Annotated in this window: 13 protein-coding genes, 2 pseudogenes and 1 riboswitch; of the genes and pseudogenes, 11 read left to right on the top strand and 4 right to left on the bottom strand. The window is 71.8% G+C overall.

What is annotated here, in order from left to right:
* Positions 1–91: 91 nt before the first annotated feature.
* A complete protein-coding gene (locus tag ACFZDC_RS00665) occupies positions 92–670 on the bottom strand; it encodes a TetR family transcriptional regulator (protein ID WP_391319190.1) in 579 nt (192 codons plus the stop codon).
* A 281-nt stretch (positions 671–951) separates the two neighbouring features.
* On the opposite strand from ACFZDC_RS00665, the gene ACFZDC_RS00660 reads away from it, so the two are divergent.
* Genes ACFZDC_RS00660 through ACFZDC_RS00645 form a run of 4 tightly spaced genes read left to right on the top strand, consistent with a single transcriptional unit; the run spans position 952 to position 5,801 of the window.
* Positions 952–1,548 (top strand): 2Fe-2S iron-sulfur cluster-binding protein, encoded by a 597-nt coding sequence (locus ACFZDC_RS00660; RefSeq protein WP_391319189.1) that lies wholly within the window; start codon positions 952–954, stop codon positions 1,546–1,548.
* The gene (locus ACFZDC_RS00655; RefSeq protein WP_391319188.1) at positions 1,545–2,537 is read left to right on the top strand and encodes an FAD binding domain-containing protein; all 993 of its coding nucleotides are present in this window, start codon (positions 1,545–1,547) and stop codon (positions 2,535–2,537) included. Before ACFZDC_RS00660 ends, ACFZDC_RS00655 begins: the two co-directional genes overlap by 4 nt.
* The gene (locus ACFZDC_RS00650) at positions 2,534–4,666 is read left to right on the top strand and encodes a molybdopterin cofactor-binding domain-containing protein (RefSeq protein ID WP_391319187.1); all 2,133 of its coding nucleotides are present in this window, start codon (positions 2,534–2,536) and stop codon (positions 4,664–4,666) included. Before ACFZDC_RS00655 ends, ACFZDC_RS00650 begins: the two co-directional genes overlap by 4 nt.
* Positions 4,659–5,801, top strand: coding sequence for an XdhC family protein (locus tag ACFZDC_RS00645; protein ID WP_391319186.1), 1,143 nt, complete (start codon positions 4,659–4,661; stop codon positions 5,799–5,801). Before ACFZDC_RS00650 ends, ACFZDC_RS00645 begins: the two co-directional genes overlap by 8 nt.
* Positions 5,802–5,830: 29 nt before the next feature.
* Here ACFZDC_RS00645 and ACFZDC_RS00640 read toward each other — a convergent pair whose 3' ends face one another.
* Both ACFZDC_RS00640 and ACFZDC_RS00635 read right to left on the bottom strand, forming a co-directional pair.
* A complete protein-coding gene (locus ACFZDC_RS00640; RefSeq protein WP_391319185.1) occupies positions 5,831–6,709 on the bottom strand; it encodes an MBL fold metallo-hydrolase in 879 nt (292 codons plus the stop codon).
* 12 nt (positions 6,710–6,721) lie between these two features.
* A riboswitch (guanidine-III (ykkC-III) riboswitch) is annotated at positions 6,722–6,789 on the bottom strand.
* A 141-nt stretch (positions 6,790–6,930) separates the two neighbouring features.
* Entirely contained in the window at positions 6,931–8,055 is a 1,125-nt protein-coding gene (locus ACFZDC_RS00635; RefSeq protein WP_391319184.1) for a SpoIIE family protein phosphatase, read from the bottom strand.
* Between the two features lie 346 nt (positions 8,056–8,401).
* On the opposite strand from ACFZDC_RS00635, the gene ACFZDC_RS00630 reads away from it, so the two are divergent.
* The 7 genes and pseudogenes from ACFZDC_RS00630 (at position 8,402) to ACFZDC_RS00600 (ending at position 14,536) form a co-directional block, all read left to right on the top strand.
* Positions 8,402–9,634 (top strand): FAD-dependent oxidoreductase, encoded by a 1,233-nt coding sequence (locus ACFZDC_RS00630; RefSeq protein ID WP_391319183.1) that lies wholly within the window; start codon positions 8,402–8,404, stop codon positions 9,632–9,634.
* 138 nt (positions 9,635–9,772) lie between these two features.
* The gene (locus tag ACFZDC_RS00625; protein ID WP_391319182.1) at positions 9,773–11,419 is read left to right on the top strand and encodes an amino acid permease; all 1,647 of its coding nucleotides are present in this window, start codon (positions 9,773–9,775) and stop codon (positions 11,417–11,419) included.
* Between the two features lie 637 nt (positions 11,420–12,056).
* Positions 12,057–12,239, top strand: a pseudogene (locus ACFZDC_RS00620) (serine hydrolase); the annotation flags it as partial.
* Positions 12,240–12,253: 14 nt separating this feature from the next.
* Positions 12,254–12,813: pseudogene (locus tag ACFZDC_RS00615) on the top strand (alpha/beta hydrolase); the annotation flags it as partial.
* A gap of 420 nt (positions 12,814–13,233) precedes the next feature.
* Positions 13,234–13,434: a hypothetical protein gene (locus ACFZDC_RS00610; RefSeq protein WP_391319181.1), complete on the top strand. Its 201-nt coding sequence runs from the start codon at positions 13,234–13,236 to the stop codon at positions 13,432–13,434.
* 113 nt (positions 13,435–13,547) lie between these two features.
* Entirely contained in the window at positions 13,548–14,234 is a 687-nt protein-coding gene (locus ACFZDC_RS00605) for an HAD family hydrolase (protein ID WP_391319180.1), read from the top strand.
* Between the two features lie 83 nt (positions 14,235–14,317).
* Positions 14,318–14,536, top strand: a complete 219-nt coding sequence (locus ACFZDC_RS00600; RefSeq protein ID WP_391319179.1) for a hypothetical protein — start codon at positions 14,318–14,320, stop codon at positions 14,534–14,536.
* A gap of 13 nt (positions 14,537–14,549) precedes the next feature.
* Here ACFZDC_RS00600 and ACFZDC_RS00595 read toward each other — a convergent pair whose 3' ends face one another.
* On the bottom strand, positions 14,550–15,983 hold the full coding sequence (locus tag ACFZDC_RS00595) for a hypothetical protein (protein WP_391319178.1): 1,434 nt from the start codon (positions 15,981–15,983) through the stop codon (positions 14,550–14,552).
* Positions 15,984–16,308 lie beyond the last annotated feature (325 nt).

The raw sequence follows: 16,308 nt of genomic DNA, 5'->3' as shown, positions 1-16,308 counted from the left end.
CGGCCGGGGAGCCACTGACAAGGGCGCGGCTGACCGGCCTGGCCCGCCGAGGCGCGCGGAGATCACCGGCCCACCCTCGGTGGCGTCTCGCTCACCGGCCGGGCGCCCCCGTGCGCAGGCCGTCCATGACGAGGTTGAGGAGCCGGGTGGCGCGTGGCTGCCAGTCGACGTGCGGGTCGAGCTGCCACAGACCCGCGATGGCGAGGAGGAAGTCATCCGCGGTGACTCCGGCGCGGATGGTGCCGGCTTCCTCGTTGGCGCGGAGCAGGACCTCCGCCGCGGAGGCGACCGGCGTGGGGGACGGCTTCGCCGGTCCTCCCGGAGCGCCGGTGACCAGCCGTATCGCGTCGGCCAGGCCCGCCTTGGTCATGGCGAACGCGGCGAGCCGGTCCATCCAGGCACGCAGGGCCTGTTCGGGCGGCAGGGTCCCGAGCAGATGTGCCGCGCTGTCGGCGACCTGCTGCATCTCGTGGCGGTAGATCTCGAGGACGAGTGCCTCGCGGTTGGGGAAGTTCCGGTAGAACGTGCCCTGTCCGACGCCGGCCTTCCTGGCGATCGTGCTCAGCGGGGCGTCGGCGCAGCGCGTCAGCTCGGCGAGTGCCACGTCCAGAATGCGCTCACGGTTGCGCTGCGCATCCGAGCGCAGAGGTGCGCCCTTCTTGTGCTGCACTCGTCCTCCTCGAGGGTTCGTAGCCGAACCTCGCCCTTGCTAACCGGACAGCTGTCCGGTACGTTCTCCAGGTAACGGACAGCTGTCCGGTTGCGTCCACGATAGCCGTGGCCGCGGCCCTACGGCAGTCAGCGGCCGGCACCTTCGGCCCCAGCACTCCGCACATCCGGTTCGCTCCTGCGGCATCGACCGCGCCTCGCACCCCGCACCTTCCACGGCATCCGGTACGCCGGCCGCCGGACCACCCCCCTCTGTCCCTGGAAACGCGAAAGAAGCTGCTCATGGCCCAATCGACGTCCAGTGTCATCACCTTGAAGATCAACGGCGAGAAGTACACACTGCCCGTCGACCACCGCACCACCCTGCTCGACGCACTGCGCGAGCGCCTCGATCTGACCGGCACCAAGAAGGGCTGTGACCAGGGGCAATGCGGTGCCTGCACCGTCCTGCTCGACGGCCGCCGGGCCGTCGCCTGCCTGCAGCTGGCCGTGGCGGCCGAGGGCCGCGAGATCACCACCATCGAAGGCGTCGCCGACGGCGAGCAGTTGCACCCGGTGCAGCAGGCCTTCCTCGATCTGGACGGTTTCCAGTGCGGCTACTGCACTCCGGGACAGATCTGTTCGGCCATCGGGATGATCGAGGAACACGCGGCGGGCTGGCCGAGCGCCGTCACCGGCGACGTCCGGCCCGAGGCGGGACCACCGCCCCTGACCGCCGAGGAGATCCGCGAGCGGATGAGCGGCAACCTGTGCCGTTGCGGCGCCTACGTCTCGATCGTGGAGGCGGTGGCCCGGGCGGCCGAGACCGGTGCGCATACCAACTCACCTCCCGCGGCGGGCGTCAGCCCCGCGGCGGGGACGAAGGAGACCGTGGCATGAGGGAGTTCGGCTATCAGCGGGCGTCCGACGTCGCCGGCGCCGTCGCGCTGCTCGGCGCCGATCCGGACACCCGCTTCCTCGGCGGCGGCACCAACCTCGTCGACCTCATGAAGACCGGCGTCGAACGACCCGCCCGGCTCGTCGACATCCGCGAACTCCCGCTCGATCACATCGCGTTGACGCCGGACGGAGGCCTGCGCATCGGTGCGACCGTCACCAACGGCGACCTGGCCGCCCACCCCGAAGTCCGGCGCCGCTACCCGGCCCTCGCGCAGGCGGTGCTCGCCGGCGCGTCCGGACAGCTGCGCAACATGGCCACGGTCGGCGGGAACCTGCTGCAGCGCACCCGCTGCGGCTACTTCACCGACGTCACCAAGCCGTGCAACAAGCGTGTCCCCGGCAGCGGTTGCCCCGCCGTCGAGGGCGAACACCACAACCACGCGATCCTGGGCGCGACCGACCACTGCGTGGCCGTACACCCCTCCGACATGGCTGTCGCACTCACCGCCTTCGACGCCGTCGTCCACTACGAAACCGCGGACGGCCCGGGGAAGTTGCCGCTTCGCGACTTCTACCTGCCCGTCGGCGACACCCCGCACCGCGAGACCGCCCTGCCGCCGGGGGCGCTGATCACCGGCGTCGTGCTGCCCCTCACCCCCGTCGCCGCCCACTCCCGCTACCGCAAGGTGCGCGAGCGTGCCTCGTACGCCTTCGCCATCGGCTCCCTCGCCGCCGCGCTCGACGTCCGTGACGGCGTCGTCCGGGACGTGCGCCTGGCCTTCGGCGCCGTCGCCTCCCGTCCGTGGCGGGCCGTCGCGGCCGAACGTGTCCTCACCGGCGCGCCGGCCGACGCCCGGACCTTCGCCACCGCGGCGGATGCCGAGCTGGCGGCGGCGCGCCCGCTGCCGCACAACGTGTACAAGGTGACGCTCATGCGCAACCTCGTGGTGGCCGTGCTGACCGAACTCGCCGAGGAGGCCACCCGATGACCACCGTCACCACCGGGACATCCACGCCGACGCGCTCCGTCGGCACCGCGCACACCCGGGTGGAGGGCCGGGACAAGGTCACCGGAGCCGCCCGCTACGCGGCCGAGGTGCCCTTCACCGACCTGGCGCACGGCTGGCTGGTGCTGTCCACGGTCGCGCGCGGCCGCATCCGGGCCATCGACACCGACCCCGCCCTCGCCATGCCGGGCGTCCTGGCCGTCCTGGACCACCGCAACGCCCCACGGGTGACGACCGATTACACCGGCCTGCTGGGCACCTCGCCGGACCCGACCTGTGCCGTCTTCCAGCACGACCGGGTGCCGCACCTGGGCTGGCCGGTGGCGCTGGTCGTCGCCGAGACGTCCGAGCAGGCCAGGGAGGCCGCCGAGGCGCTCGTGGTGCACTACGAACAAGAGCCCCACGACGTCGACTTCACCGGGGACCACCCGAACGCCTACCCGGTGGACGGCCATATGCCGGCGGTGACGGAGAAGGGGGACCTCGAAGCCGAACTGGCCGCGTCGGACGTCGTGGTGGACGTCGAGTACACCACCCCCGAAGAACACCACAACCCGATGGAACCGCACGCGGCCACCGCCCGCTGGGACGGCGGCCGGCTCGAAGTGATCGACTCCAACCAGGGCGCCACCTGGGTCGTCGGGGAACTCGCGAACCTCTTCTCCCTCGACCCCGGCTCGGTGCGGGTACGCTCCGAACACGTCGGCGGCGGCTTCGGCAGCAAGGGTGTCCGCGCCCACCAGGTGGCCGCCGTGATGGCCGCGACCGTCCTGCAGCGCCCGGTCCGCGTCATCCTGACCCGCCGTCAGATGTTCTCGCTGGCCGGTTACCGCAGCCCCACCACCCAGCGCGTCAGGCTCGGTGCCGACGCCGGGGGAAGGCTGCGCGCACTGGAGCACCGCTCGCTCAGCCTCACCTCCACCGTGCACGAGTTCGTCGAGCCGAGCGCCGGAGTGGCCCGGGTGATGTACGACGCCGACGCCCACCACACCGCCAACCGCGTCGTACGGCTCGACGTGCCCACGCCGACATGGATGCGCGCCCCGGGCGAGGCACCGGGGTCGTTCGCGCTGGAGGCGGCGCTCGACGAACTCGCCGAGAAGTGCGGGCTCGACCCGATCGAGCTGCGCCTGCGCAACGAACCCGACAAGGGGCCGGTCTCCGGCCTGCCGTTCGCCGGCCGCAACCTGCCCGCCTGCTTCCGGGAGGGCGCCCGCAGGTTCGGCTGGGCGGACCGGGACCCACGCCCCGGCCTGCGCCGGGACGGCCGCTGGCTGCTCGGCACCGGCACGGCGGCGGCCTCTTTCGGCGCCGGCGCCGCGCCCTCCACGGCGACCGTCACCGCGCACGCGGACGGCACCTTCACCGTCCGGATCGCCGCCGCCGACATCGGCACCGGGGCCCGTACCGCACTCACCCTGGTCGCCGCGGACGCGCTGCGCGTGTCCCCGGAACGGGTCCGGGTACGCATCGGCGACAGCGACTTCGGGCCTGCGATGATCGCCGGTGGTTCCATGGGCACCCGCTCCTGGTCCTGGGCGGTCACGGCCGCGGCCGACGAGCTGCGCGACAGACTGACCCCGGGCGCCGACATCCCCCCGGAGGGAATCACGGTGCGGTCGGACACCACCGCGGCCATCGGCGCCCTCGCACCCGCCGAACGCCACTCCTTCGGGGCGCAGTTCGCCGAGGTGGCCGTGGACGTCACCACCGGCGAGGTGCGTGTGCGGCGCATGCTCGCCATCTTCGCGGCGGGCCGGATCGTCAACCCGCTCACCGCGCGGAGTCAGTTCGTCGGCGGCATGATCTGGGGCATCTCCATGGCCCTGCACGAGGAGGCCGTCCGGGACCGCGCCTCGGGCGGCCACGTCGCTGCCGACCTCGCCGGCTACCACGTGGCGACGCACGCCGACGTACCCTCCATCGAGGCCGACTGGATCGACGACCCGGACCCGAAGGACCCGGTCGGGATCAAGGGCATCGGTGAGATCGGCATCGTCGGCGCCGCGGCCGCCATCGCCAACGCGGTCTGGCACGCGACCGGCGTACGCCACCGCAGCCTGCCGATCAGGCCGGACCGCGTCATCCTGGCGGGGGCGCCAAGTGCTTGACGTCGCCGAGGAGTTGCTCCGCTGGGTCGACGAGGGCCGGGACTTCGCCGTGGCGACCGTGCTGGCAGTGGCGGGCAGCGCGCCACGCGGCCCCGGCGCGGCCCTGGCCGTCGACAGCGCGGGCACCGTCGTCGGCTCGGTCTCCGGAGGCTGCGTGGAGGGCGCGGTGTACGACCTGTGCCTGCAGGCCCTCCAGACGGGCGAGAGCGTCACGGAACGGTTCGGCTACAGCGACGACGACGCCTTCGCCGTGGGACTGACCTGCGGCGGAACGATCGACGTGCTGATCACGCCGGTGGGCGGGCAGGCGCCCGCCCGTACGGTGCTGGCGTCGGCCCTGTCGGCCGCCGTCCGAGAGGAGCCTGCGGCCCTCGTCCGGGTCGCCCGTGGCCCGGCCGAACTCCTCGGCCGGGCCCTGCTGGTGCGGCAGGACGGCACGTACGAGGGCGGTCTGGGCGGCGACCCGGAGCTGGACCGGACGGCGACGGCCGAGGCCCGAGCCCTGCTGGAGGCGGGGCGCACCGGCACGCTGGACATGTCGGCGGACGGGTCGCACTGTCCCGGCGGCCTCACCCTGCTGGTCGAATCACACGTGCCGCCCCCGCGCATGATCGTCTTCGGCGCGGTGGACTTCGCGTCGGCGCTGGCACGCGCGGGCAAGTTCCTCGGATACCACGTGACCGTCTGCGACGCCCGCCCCGTCTTCGCCACGCGGGCCCGTTTCCCCGACGCCGACGAGGTCGTCGTCGACTGGCCCCACCGCTACCTGCGGCGCACCCGGACCGACGCCCGTACCGTCCTGTGCGTGCTCACCCACGACGCGAAGTTCGACGTACCGCTGCTCAAGGCGGCCCTCGCGATGCCGGTGTCCTTCGTCGGCGCGATGGGCTCGCGCCGCACCCACGAGGAACGCGATCGGCGGCTGCGCGAAGAAGGCGTGAGCGAGCGGGAGCTGGCCAGGCTGCGCTCCCCGATCGGTCTCGACCTCGGCGCCCGCACACCGGAGGAGACCGCCCTGTCGATCGTGGCGGAGATCGTCGCCGCCCGGCGGGGCGGCACGGGCGTTCCGCTGACCGGCTCGAAGTCACCGATCCACCGCGACCGCGCGGTGGACGGCGGGGCGACCGCGGCCTGAGCGGTCGCCCGGCCATCCGTCCGGAGCGCTCAGGTGTGGGGGCAGAGGACGAAGTCGGAGCAGGCGCGCCGGCCGGGGTCGTCGTCGAGCCGGTCGAGCGCGTCCCGGATCCGGCGGAGGTGGGCGGGGGTCAGCTGGAGCGGGGGCTCGTCGGGCTGGTAGGTGGTGCGGACGGGGTAGTCCACGCCCGGCTCGGTGGTCATCTCGATGTGGCAGCCGAGCACATGGGTGACGGGCCGGTGGTCCGCGAACTCGATCAGGCGGTCGATGCTGCGGGTGAAGGCGGGAACGTCCTGGATGTAGAGCCGGCCTGGATAGACGCTGTCGCCGGTGAGCAGGAGACCGGTGGCCGGGTCGTAGTAGGTGACAGCCGCCTCGTGGTGGCCCGGGGTGGCCAGGCATTCCAGCACCCGGCCGCCCAGGTCGACGAGGGCGACCGCGTCCGGGTCCGTGTCGAACCCGAAGTACCGCCAGGCGGTGGCGCGGTCGGCGCCCACCAGCGTGGTGCCGGGGCGGCCCACGAACTGCTCGTCGCCCGCGATGTGGTCACCGTGCGCGTGGGTGTGCAGGACGAGCAGGTGGTAGTCGTCCCGTGGATGCCGGGCGAGCCAGTCCGTGAGCAGCCCGTCGACCACCCGGCGCAGCGGGAAGAACTCGGCGGACCCGGTGGCGCCGGTGTCGATCAGCACCGCCCGCTCGTTGCCGCACAGCAGGAACAGGAACGGCGCCTCGTAGTGGACCGCCATGTTCTGCCGCAGGATGAACGTGTGCTCGTCGTAGACATGGACCTGGATGTCCGGGTCGGTGTTGTGCTTGGCCGACGGCGAGCCGTGGATCCACCGCACGTCCAGGGGCCCCGGCAGGGGAGCGGTGCCGGTGAAGTCGATCGGGTGCGTGCCGGTGTCCACGATGTCTCCGCGCGTGCGTCGTCTTGGCGGGCCGGGTACGGCGCACATCTCGTCCGGGGCAGGCACCTGCGAGCCTCCGACGGGGACGCTACCACGCTGTCCGGCGGTGGAGCCGCGGACCTGGCGAGCGGCATCACCCCGTCGACGCGGTGCCGGGAGCGGCCGAGCGCCGGAGCCGGACCACGTCCCCGCCGCCGTGTGGGCCGTCCCGGCTGCCGCGGTCAACGGGGCTCCCCGCTGTCGGCCACCCCCGCCGGCGGCGGAGGCGGTGCGGAGCGCTCGTCGGCGAGCAGGCAGGCGGTCAGCGCCGCGGTGTCGTCCTGGAGGCGGTCGTGGCTGTAGGCCAGCAGGTCCTGGTGGAGTCGTTCCATCAGCTCGCGGGGCGGCAGGGGCCCCCAGGAACGCAGGCGCTGGGGCAGGGGGTAGAAGGAACCGGCGGGGTCGCGGGTCTCCGTGATGCCGTCCGTGTACAGCAGGAGCTGGTCTCCGGGCCGGAACTCGTAGACGTCGACGTGATACGGGTCCCCGATCAGCATGCCGAGGTTCAGCGGCGGAGCCGACCGGCCCCGGTCGAGTTCGCGCACCTCGTCGGGGCGGATGAGGAGTGGGGGCGGGTGGCCGCAGTTGACGACACGGACGACATGGGCGTCGGCGGGGATCTCGGCGAAGACGGCGGTGACGAACCTTTCGCTCATCTCGCTGCCACCGAGCAGTGTCGCCCCCCGGCTCATGCTCGTCTCCACGCGGCCCGCCAGCGCGGGAAGATCGGATTCGTCGTACGCCGCCTCGCGGAACGCCCCGAGCAGGGCGGCGGCGGTCTCCACCGCGAGCAGCCCCTTGCCCCGGACGTCGCCGATGAGCAGGCGGACCCCGTACATGGTGGGGACGGCCTCGTAGAGGTCCCCGCCGATGCGTGCCTCCGCGGCGGCGGAGAGGTAGAGGCTCGCCAGGAGAAGGTTGCCGATGCGGTGCGGAACGGGTCTGAGCAGGACGCGCTGCGCGATCTCGGCCACGAAGCGCACGTCGGCGAGCGTGCGCTCACGGCGGACCCGGTGGGCGGCCAGGATCGTGCCGAGGGCGCCGACCAGGGCGGTGCAGATGTACGAGGCAACGTAGTGGCGGTCCCACAGGTAGCCGACGGACCGGCCCGCACAGCAGGGCGTACCGGCCAGCACCCCTTCGAGGAGGACGGCGAACACCGTGGCGCCGGCGACCACGGCGGGCCCGTGCGCGAAGGCGGTCAGCAGAGGCAGGGCGATCAGCACGAAACTCACCGGCCACTCCACGGGCGTAACCGGTTCGAGCAGCAGAACGATCACGACGTACAGGACCGGAAGCCAGCGCATCCACGCCGGGGTAGCGGGCAGCTGAGTCCGTACGGCCACGCCGGCCGCCGGTACCCGATCGGCACGCCCGTGGCTCACCCGTCGCTCCCGCGCGCCGACCGCGGCGGACCGGCCTCAGCGGCCCGGAGGGCGTGGCATTCGGACCGACGACCCGCCTGACGGTTCGACTTGCGCGGCCTTGGCACACCGGACTCCTGTCACACGATCCCGACAAGAGGCCCAGCCTGCTGCGCCCGGTCGCCGCACCCCGGTGATTGCTCCGGTCGGCGGCATGTTCCGACGACCCGCAGCGGTATACTATTCATCGACTGATGAATTACTGCTCTCCCGAAGGGCAGGACCTGCCATGGATCAGACCACCTGCTGTGTGGTGGGAGGCGGCCCCGCGGGCATGGTGCTCGCCCTGCTGCTGGCCCGCTCCGGCATCCGGGTGATGGTGCTGGAGAAGCACGCCGATTTCCTGCGCGACTTCCGCGGCGACACCGTCCACCCCTCGACCCTGGCGCTGCTGGACGACCTGGGGCTGGCCGAGCGCTTCGCCCAGCTGCCCCAGCGGCGGGTGCACACCGTCCAGCTGCCGGTCGGAACCGGCCGCTCGGCGGTCACGGTCGCGGACCTCACGGTGCTGCCCGGTCCCTACAACTACGTGGCCATGGTGCCCCAAGGGGACCTGCTTGACCTGCTCGCGGACGAGGCCCGGCGCGAACCGTCCTTCGACCTGCGGATGAGCACCGAAGCGACGTCCTTCCTGATCGAGTCCGGACGGGTGACCGGGGTGCGCTACCGCACCTGCGACGGCCGCACCGGCGAGTTGCGCGCCGTCCTCACCGTCGCCTGCGACGGCCGCGGCTCACTGGCCCGCTCCCGGCCGGAACTGGGCCTGCACCGCTTCACCTGCCCGATGGACGCCTGGTGGTTCCGCCTGCCCCGGCGCGACGGGGACCCGCGCGGACTCGTCGGCGGTGTCGGCGACCGCTTCCTGACCGCGATGATCGACCGCGGCGACTACTGGCAGTGCGCCGCGCTCATCCCCAAGGGCACCGACACCCAGCGCCGCGCCGCCGGCCTCGACCGCTTCCTGGCCGACTTCACCGCCGCCGTCCCCTGGCTCGCCGGCCGTGCGCACGCCCTGCGCTCGTGGGACGAGGTGAAGCTCCTCGACGTACGCCTGGACCGCCTGCGCCGCTGGCACCGCCCCGGCCTGCTGTGCATCGGCGACGCCGCGCACGCGATGTCCCCGGTCTTCGGCATAGGCATCAACCTCGCGGTCCAGGACGCCGTGGCCGCCGCCCGCCACCTGACCGAGCCGCTGCGCCGCGGGGCCGTCGGCCTGCGGGACGTACGCGGCGTGCAACGCCGCCGCCGCCCGACAACGGTCGTCACACAGGCGCTCCAGCGCACGGCCCACGCCCGCTTCATCGCTCCGGTCCTACAGGGCCGTCCACCCCTCGGCAGCGCGGAGCGGGCCGTGCGCCTCACCCGCCTGCTCACCGGGTCCCGTTGGATACGCCGCCTCCCGGCGTACTTCATCGGATACGGCGCACTTCGGGAACGTCCACCGGAGGCGGCCGTGCGATAGCCGACGCTGCGTACCCGGCACGCGGGCGCAGGACGCCGCCCCGCCCCGCGGGCAAGTGGGCGGAACCTTGGACCCGCCGGTTCCGCCCGGCCGTGGCACGATGGTGTTCAGCGTCACCCTGTGTAGGGGGTATGGAACATGACCGTCTCCCAATCGTCGCCCACCTCGGGAACCCACCGGCCGGGCCTGAGACGCGAAATCGGCTTCATCGGGCTGATCTGGGCTTCGGAAGGCTCGATCATCGGATCCGGATGGCTGTTCGGCGCTCAGGGCGCCCTGGCGGCGGCGGGCCCCGCAGCGATCATCTCCTGGGCCATCGGCGGCCTCGCGATCCTGATTCTCGCGCTGGTGCACGCCGAACTGGGCGGCATGTATCCGGTCTCCGGCGGCACCGCCCGCTTCCCGCACTACGCCTTCGGTGGAGCCGCGGGCGCTTCCTTCGGCTGGTTCTCCTGGCTGCAGGCGGCCACGGTGGCGCCCATCGAAGTACTGGCGATGATCACCTACGCCCAGCACTATTCCTGGGCGAGCGGCTGGGAGAAGATCCAGGGCGGCGAGCACGTCCTGACCCCGCCCGGCATCGCCGTCGCCGTGGGCCTGATGGCGGTCATCACGGCCGTCAACTTCCTCAGCATCCGTCTGCTGGCCCGCACCAACAGCGCGGCGACCTGGTGGAAGGTCGGCGTCCCCCTGGTGACGATCTTCGTCTTCGCCGTCGCCCAGTTCCACACCAGCAACTTCACCGCCGCGGACGGATTCAATCCCTACGGAGCCAAGGGCATCCTGTCCGCCGTCTCCACCAGCGGCATCATCTTCGCCCTGCTCGGATTCGAGCAGGCCGACCAGCTCGCCGGCGAGAGCGCCAACCCCAAGCGCGACATCCCGCGCGCGGTGATCGGATCGATCCTCCTCGGCATCGTGATCTACATCCTCCTGCAGATCACCTTCCTCGCCGCGCTGCCCGCGTCCCAGATCGGCAGCCATTGGGCCACCTCCGCGTTCACCGTGTTGAGCGGCCCGTTCGCCCAGGTCGCCACCCTCATCAGCCTCGGCTGGCTGGCCACCGTCCTCTACCTCGACGCCGTCATCTCTCCCGCCGGGACCGGCCTCATCTACATCACCGGCTCCTCCCGCGTCTCCTACGGCCTCAGCCGCAACGGCTACGTCCCCTCCGTGTTCGAGACCACCAACCGGCGCGGTGTCCCCTGGGCGGGCCTCCTCACCGCCTTCGTCATCGGCTGCATCTGCTTCCTGCCCTTCCCCAGTTGGCGCTCCCTCGTCGGCCTGATCACCAGCGCCAGCGTCCTCATGTACGCCGGCGCTCCGCTCTCCTTCGGCGTGTTCCGCAGCCGACTGCCGAACGCCCACCGCCCCTACCGCCTGCCGGGAGGCAGTTGGATGTCGCCGCTGGCCTTCGTCGTCGCCAACCTGCTGATCCTGTGGTCGGGGTGGACCACCGACTGGAAACTGGGCGTCGCCATCCTCATCGGCTACGTCATCCTGGTCGCCAACCGGGTGTTCAAGATGAACCCGATCACTCCCCAGCTCGACCTGCGCGCCGCCCAGTGGCTACCCGGCTACCTCGTCGGGATGGGCCTGATCGTCTACCTCAGCGACTTCGGGCCCCTCAAGCACCCGTGGTTCCCCCTGTGGTGGGACATCGGCGTCACCGCCGTCTTCAGCCTCATCATCTACTACTGGGCCCTGTCCGTCGCGCTACCCACCGAGAAGATCCAGTCGCTGATCGACCAGGTCGTCGTCCCGGAGGAGGAAGACGTCCTCTGACCGCGAAACCGGCCGAGCGGTGACAGGGGCGGCACGGCGTCGGCTGCGGAACTCCTTGTGCCGGACGGGTGGTGGAGCCAGGGGGGCTTGCTCCCTTGCTCCACTGGTGCTGTCCCCACCACCGAACCGGCTGTCTGCCGGAGTGATCGTGGCGTGGACGGTGCCTGGCGTGATGTCGCATGGCGATCTCCTTACCGAGCTCCGCTCCGCGGACGTACCGGTGTCCTCGCGGCCGTGGCCACGGCACTCGTGCTGGTCGCCGCCCCGGTGGCGGCCGCGCAGCCGCCACCGCACTTGCCCGGGTCGTGCGGAACGCACGACGAACTGAGCCGGTCATGCACCACCTGGTCACGCACGACCGGATCGCCGGTGCCGCGGTCCTGGTCAAAGGCCCCGCCACGGCCGCACCCTGCGCGAGTGACGGACGGCATGGCCGATCTGCGTACCGGCCGTCCCAGGAACACCACCGACCGGCCGCGCGTGGGCAGCGTCACCAAGCAGGTCACCCGTGGTCGGGTCGGGGTGGTCTCCGATGATCAGGCGGGGATCGGGCGGGATTGGTCAGCTGGTAGCGGCCCGGAGGGAGTGTGATGGTGCTGCCCTGGCGGGCGTTGGCGGCCATCACCGCGGCGCGCAGACCTTCACCACGACGGTCGTCCTCCAACTCGCCGCCCGACGACGTCTGTCCTTCGACGCACCGGTGGAGAGCTACCTGCCCGGCCTGATCCGCGGACACGGCTACGACGGACGCCGGATCACCGTACGCCAGGTCCTGCAGCACACCAGCGGACTGCCCGACGACCTCGACGCACCCGAGTGGAGCACCCCGAGCGACACGGTCTCTCGCAGGACAACCCCTCCGCCTCTGGTGACTTCGCCCAGGCGGTGCGGGACCTGCGGCGCACCGCCGAGGGCCGGACGGTCTCCCCGTCGCCATGGCCGGCCGACTCGCTCGACTTCCTCCTGACCGGGGCCGACTCCGCCTACGGCAGCGTGCAAACGGCCATCCTGTGCGGGGACGTGGCCGCACCCCGGGACCCCGAGACCTACTGGCGCGATCTGCGGCGCGCCGGGACCCGGGACCAGCTGTTCGGTCCCGTCACGAACGACATCGGCCCGTGCGCGTTCCGGGACCCGCCGCGCGAACGCCCGACAACCATCCGCAACGACGTGCCGGCCCTGCTCGTCAACGCGACCGGCGACCCGCGCACCACCTGTCGCGGCGCGGAAACCGCCCACGGCAGGTGGCCCAGCTCCGGCCTGGCGACCCTGCGCGGAGCGGACCAGCACGCGGTCTCCGCGTCTTCGGCGACTCCTGCGTGGACACGACCGTCAACGCCTATCTCGCGGACGGACACCCGCCGACCCGGGACATCACCTGCTCCCGGTCCGCACGTGGCGGCCCGGAATGCTTGGCCGGTGCGTTGCGGCGTCCGATGCGGGATTCCAAAAATCCCATGAATCTGCACACCGTTCACGGCCGGCCCGTACCCAACCTGAACAGTCGTCACGGCCGCGCCCGAGATCCCTTGACCTGGCCCAGGAAGAGCCGCTTTGCCGAACCGGCGGCAAAGGGCGTGAGTCCGCACGGTAGTAGGCCATGTGAAGGGACGCGGCAAATTCGGTCACCGCACCGTCACTCCGGTGAAGCCCGGTTTTCCAGAACCGCCCGCCTTGTGCCCGGCGCGGTTGGCCGCCCGTTTGCCGACGTGATTTGATCCTGCGGATGGCACAAGTCGCCCAAAGAATTTTCCAGTTCAGGGAAACAGGCAGGCTTTGCCATTTCGCCATTCTTATCCGAAGGGAAACCACATATGACGAATCTTGCCTCCCCCATGGAAACGACCGAGATCTCGGACACCGAACTGGACAGCGTCTCCGCCGGTCTCGCTACTGCGGGCTCCGGCGGTCTCTGCCTGGAGTCGCCGATCGGGGACATCGCCGGCGACATCCTGGCCGTCGGCTCGACCGAGGGCCTCACGGCGGGCGCGGGCTTCCACACCACCGCTGTGTGACCACCCCACAGAGCCACTTGCCGGTGGCCCGGATCGGCAGATCCGGGCCACCGCGCCCCGTATCACCCGGGCGGACCCGACTCGAAAGCGTTCGCCGCGGGCAGGCAGTGCACATGCCTGTGATTTTCTTCGACATCGGGGCGACCCTGGCGGATGCCCACGTGAAACCCGACGGCTCTTTGGTACTTGAGCCCCGACCGCGGGTCATGGCCGTGCTCGACGCACTCCGCGAGGTCCGCAAGGGCATCATCTCCCACCCCGGGCCGGGCGACGGTGCCACCGCACGAGCGGCGGCCGCACTGCGTGAGGCGTTCCCCGGCCGTTTCACGGACGAGGCACTGGTGCACTGGGGCGCGAAGGACGGCCGCGGGATCTTCGACCAGGCGGTCGCGAGCACGGGCGGAGCGGCGGCCGACGACTGTGTCTTCGTCGGCGAGGACGCCCGGGAGCGCGCGTTCGCACGGGAGGCGGGGATGCGTACGGCGGCCCACCCGGTGTTCGCTCTGGCCGCGATGGAACACCGTCCCGTGCTCAGGGCGCGTGTCGAGCTGCCGGACGGCCTGGGCCTGCCCGAGTTGACCGCGGCTGTGAACGAGGCCGAGGCCGTCGTCGCGCAATTCGTCTCCGAGCGGCTCGTGCTCGCCATGGTGACCACGCACGGCGCCGAAGCGCTCGGACACGCCGGTTTCACGGTGGACCTGCGGGGGCCGGTGGACGCCACGGAGACCTTCCCGATCCGGGGCGGCCGGCCGGTCCCGGCAGCCGAGTCGCTTGCCCACGCCCCTCACCAAGCCTCGTAGGTGGCCGGACGGACACTGCGGCCCCAAGTCCACGGGGTCGGGCAGGGCAGGCATCCGGCCGCCAACGGAATAAAGTGCACCCTATGGGTGCACATGGTGACAAGGGTCAGAAGGGCATCGGCGGCGAAGGGGAACAGAGCGAGGACGCCGAACGCCGAGCGACCGAGAAATTCATCAGCGACCTGCTGGCGCGCGGCGAAGCGGTGTTCGAGGGTGAGGAGCCGACGCCGAGGACGACGCACGTCATCAAGCGCGAGGACGACGGACGGTTGACCGTCCGCCGTCTGCGCTTCTTCCGTTGAGACCGCTGACCGCTCAGTCGAAGCCCCGCCGGACGAGTGCGAGCCCCTCTCCGGACGGGTTCCGCGTGATCTCGTGCGTCTTGATCCCGGAGGGACCGTCGTCGACGAACGCCGCCTGGGTGCGGTGCTCCTCGGGTACGTGGACGCGGCCACGGCGGAAGAGGTCCTCCAGGTACGACGTGGCGACCCGCTCGGGGTCGGCGGGCCGCAGCGAGCCGCCGGCGGGATCGGAGCCCGCGATGCCGAACCGTCGTTCCTCCCCGGGAGCGGAGAGGGTGACGGGCTGAGCAACGCCGTACGCCGCCCCCTGGATCGTGACGGCCGCGAGCCCCTCGTCGTCACCCCCGCCCGGCATCGCCTCGGCGATCGCGGGGCCTCGGCGTGCCACCTCCGGCTCGGTGAGGGACGCGGCGGCCTCCAGGGAGAGGATGCCGTGACGGATGAACGCCGAGCGCAGGGACTGACTGTACGTGCCGCCGTTGCGGCGCTGGTCCGCCGCGATCATGTGACCCGCGACCTGCGCGTAGTAGGCGGACACCACGGGCGCGGCCACGACGGCATCCACCAGCAACTGGCCCGCGATCTCGGCAGCCCTGGCCAGGCCGGCCTGGTCCTGCCGGTCCTGCTGCCGGAAGATCCCGGCGACGACCTTCAGGAACGCGCCGCTGAAGACCCGGGAGAACGAGTGCGGCTCGCTGGAGAGCGTGGCCGCGGGTCCGTTCGGTGGCAGCTGCACCGGGTCGCGGTAGAAGAAGCTGTTCGACAGGTTGCGCAGGCAGTCCGGGTCGACCGCGTTCGGGTGGCCGCGGCGGATCGCGGCGCCCAGTTGCTCGGCCGTCCTCGACACCCGCGAGGACAGTTCGAGGTCGCCCTGCGTCTCGGCCAGTACCGCGACCCGCAGCGACTCCAGCTGGAGCGAGGTCAGCAGCGCGCTGATGTCACCGAACGCCTCGTGGAGTGCGGCCGTCTCCGCGCTCGCCGCGTTGAACAGCCGGGGGCGCAGGGCGTCCAGGACCGCGTGACCCAGCTCGTGCGAGACGACCTCGGTGCTCACGCACGCGGCGACGGTGACACCTGCCACCGTGTGGCGGAAGAACCAGAGGCCTCTACGGTCGTAGAAGGCGTTGAGGTCGTCTCCTGCGTCGAGGTGCGCGGTGAGAGCGCGCCCGACCGACGCATGCCACTGCGTTCCGCTCGGTACCAGCGGACCCCAGGTCCGGCTGGCCCTGCTCAGCGCGTCGGCCGCCACCCAGTAGCGGAAGGCCTCGGTGCCCGGCCCGGCACCGTCCGGCTGCGGCGCGGCATCCGCGATGGCCGTGGGGAAGGGCTGTGTGTCGAGCTGCGGAACCGGATGCGGGACGGGCATGTTGACCTGCGGAGGAAATCCGGGGTCGTCCTCGTACACCAGAACCGTCGGCATCGTGCCCTGCTGTTGGTGCACCGTCATGGCGCCTCCGTGGGGTGGAGAGATTGCGGATGGTGGCACCCCCCAAAGGGAACCTCGCCCAGGAGGCCCTCGCCCCCAGTACCAGCCCCCGATGGGCCGGTGTCAATCCGATCAGCAGCAGGTGGGGCCGCCCCTGGCGGGCAGCGGCAGCGGACAAGTGGGCGTCCTCTCCTGGCCGGTGGCCCACGCGCACCCGCCATCGGACGGGGCGAGGGGATGGCGGCCGAACGGGTGACGGCGAAAGCGTCGCAGGCGCTACGTCACGCATCCCCTCATGTGTGCGGTCTTGAGACGCGTGCGGATTGTCGGGTTCGGGGTCGGGGTC

This window comes from Streptomyces sp. NPDC007905 (assembly GCF_042959345.1).
GTDB lineage: Bacteria > Actinomycetota > Actinomycetes > Streptomycetales > Streptomycetaceae > Streptomyces.
The sequence above is the reverse complement of the archived record's forward strand: the minus strand, read 5'-3'. Positions and strand labels throughout refer to the sequence as shown.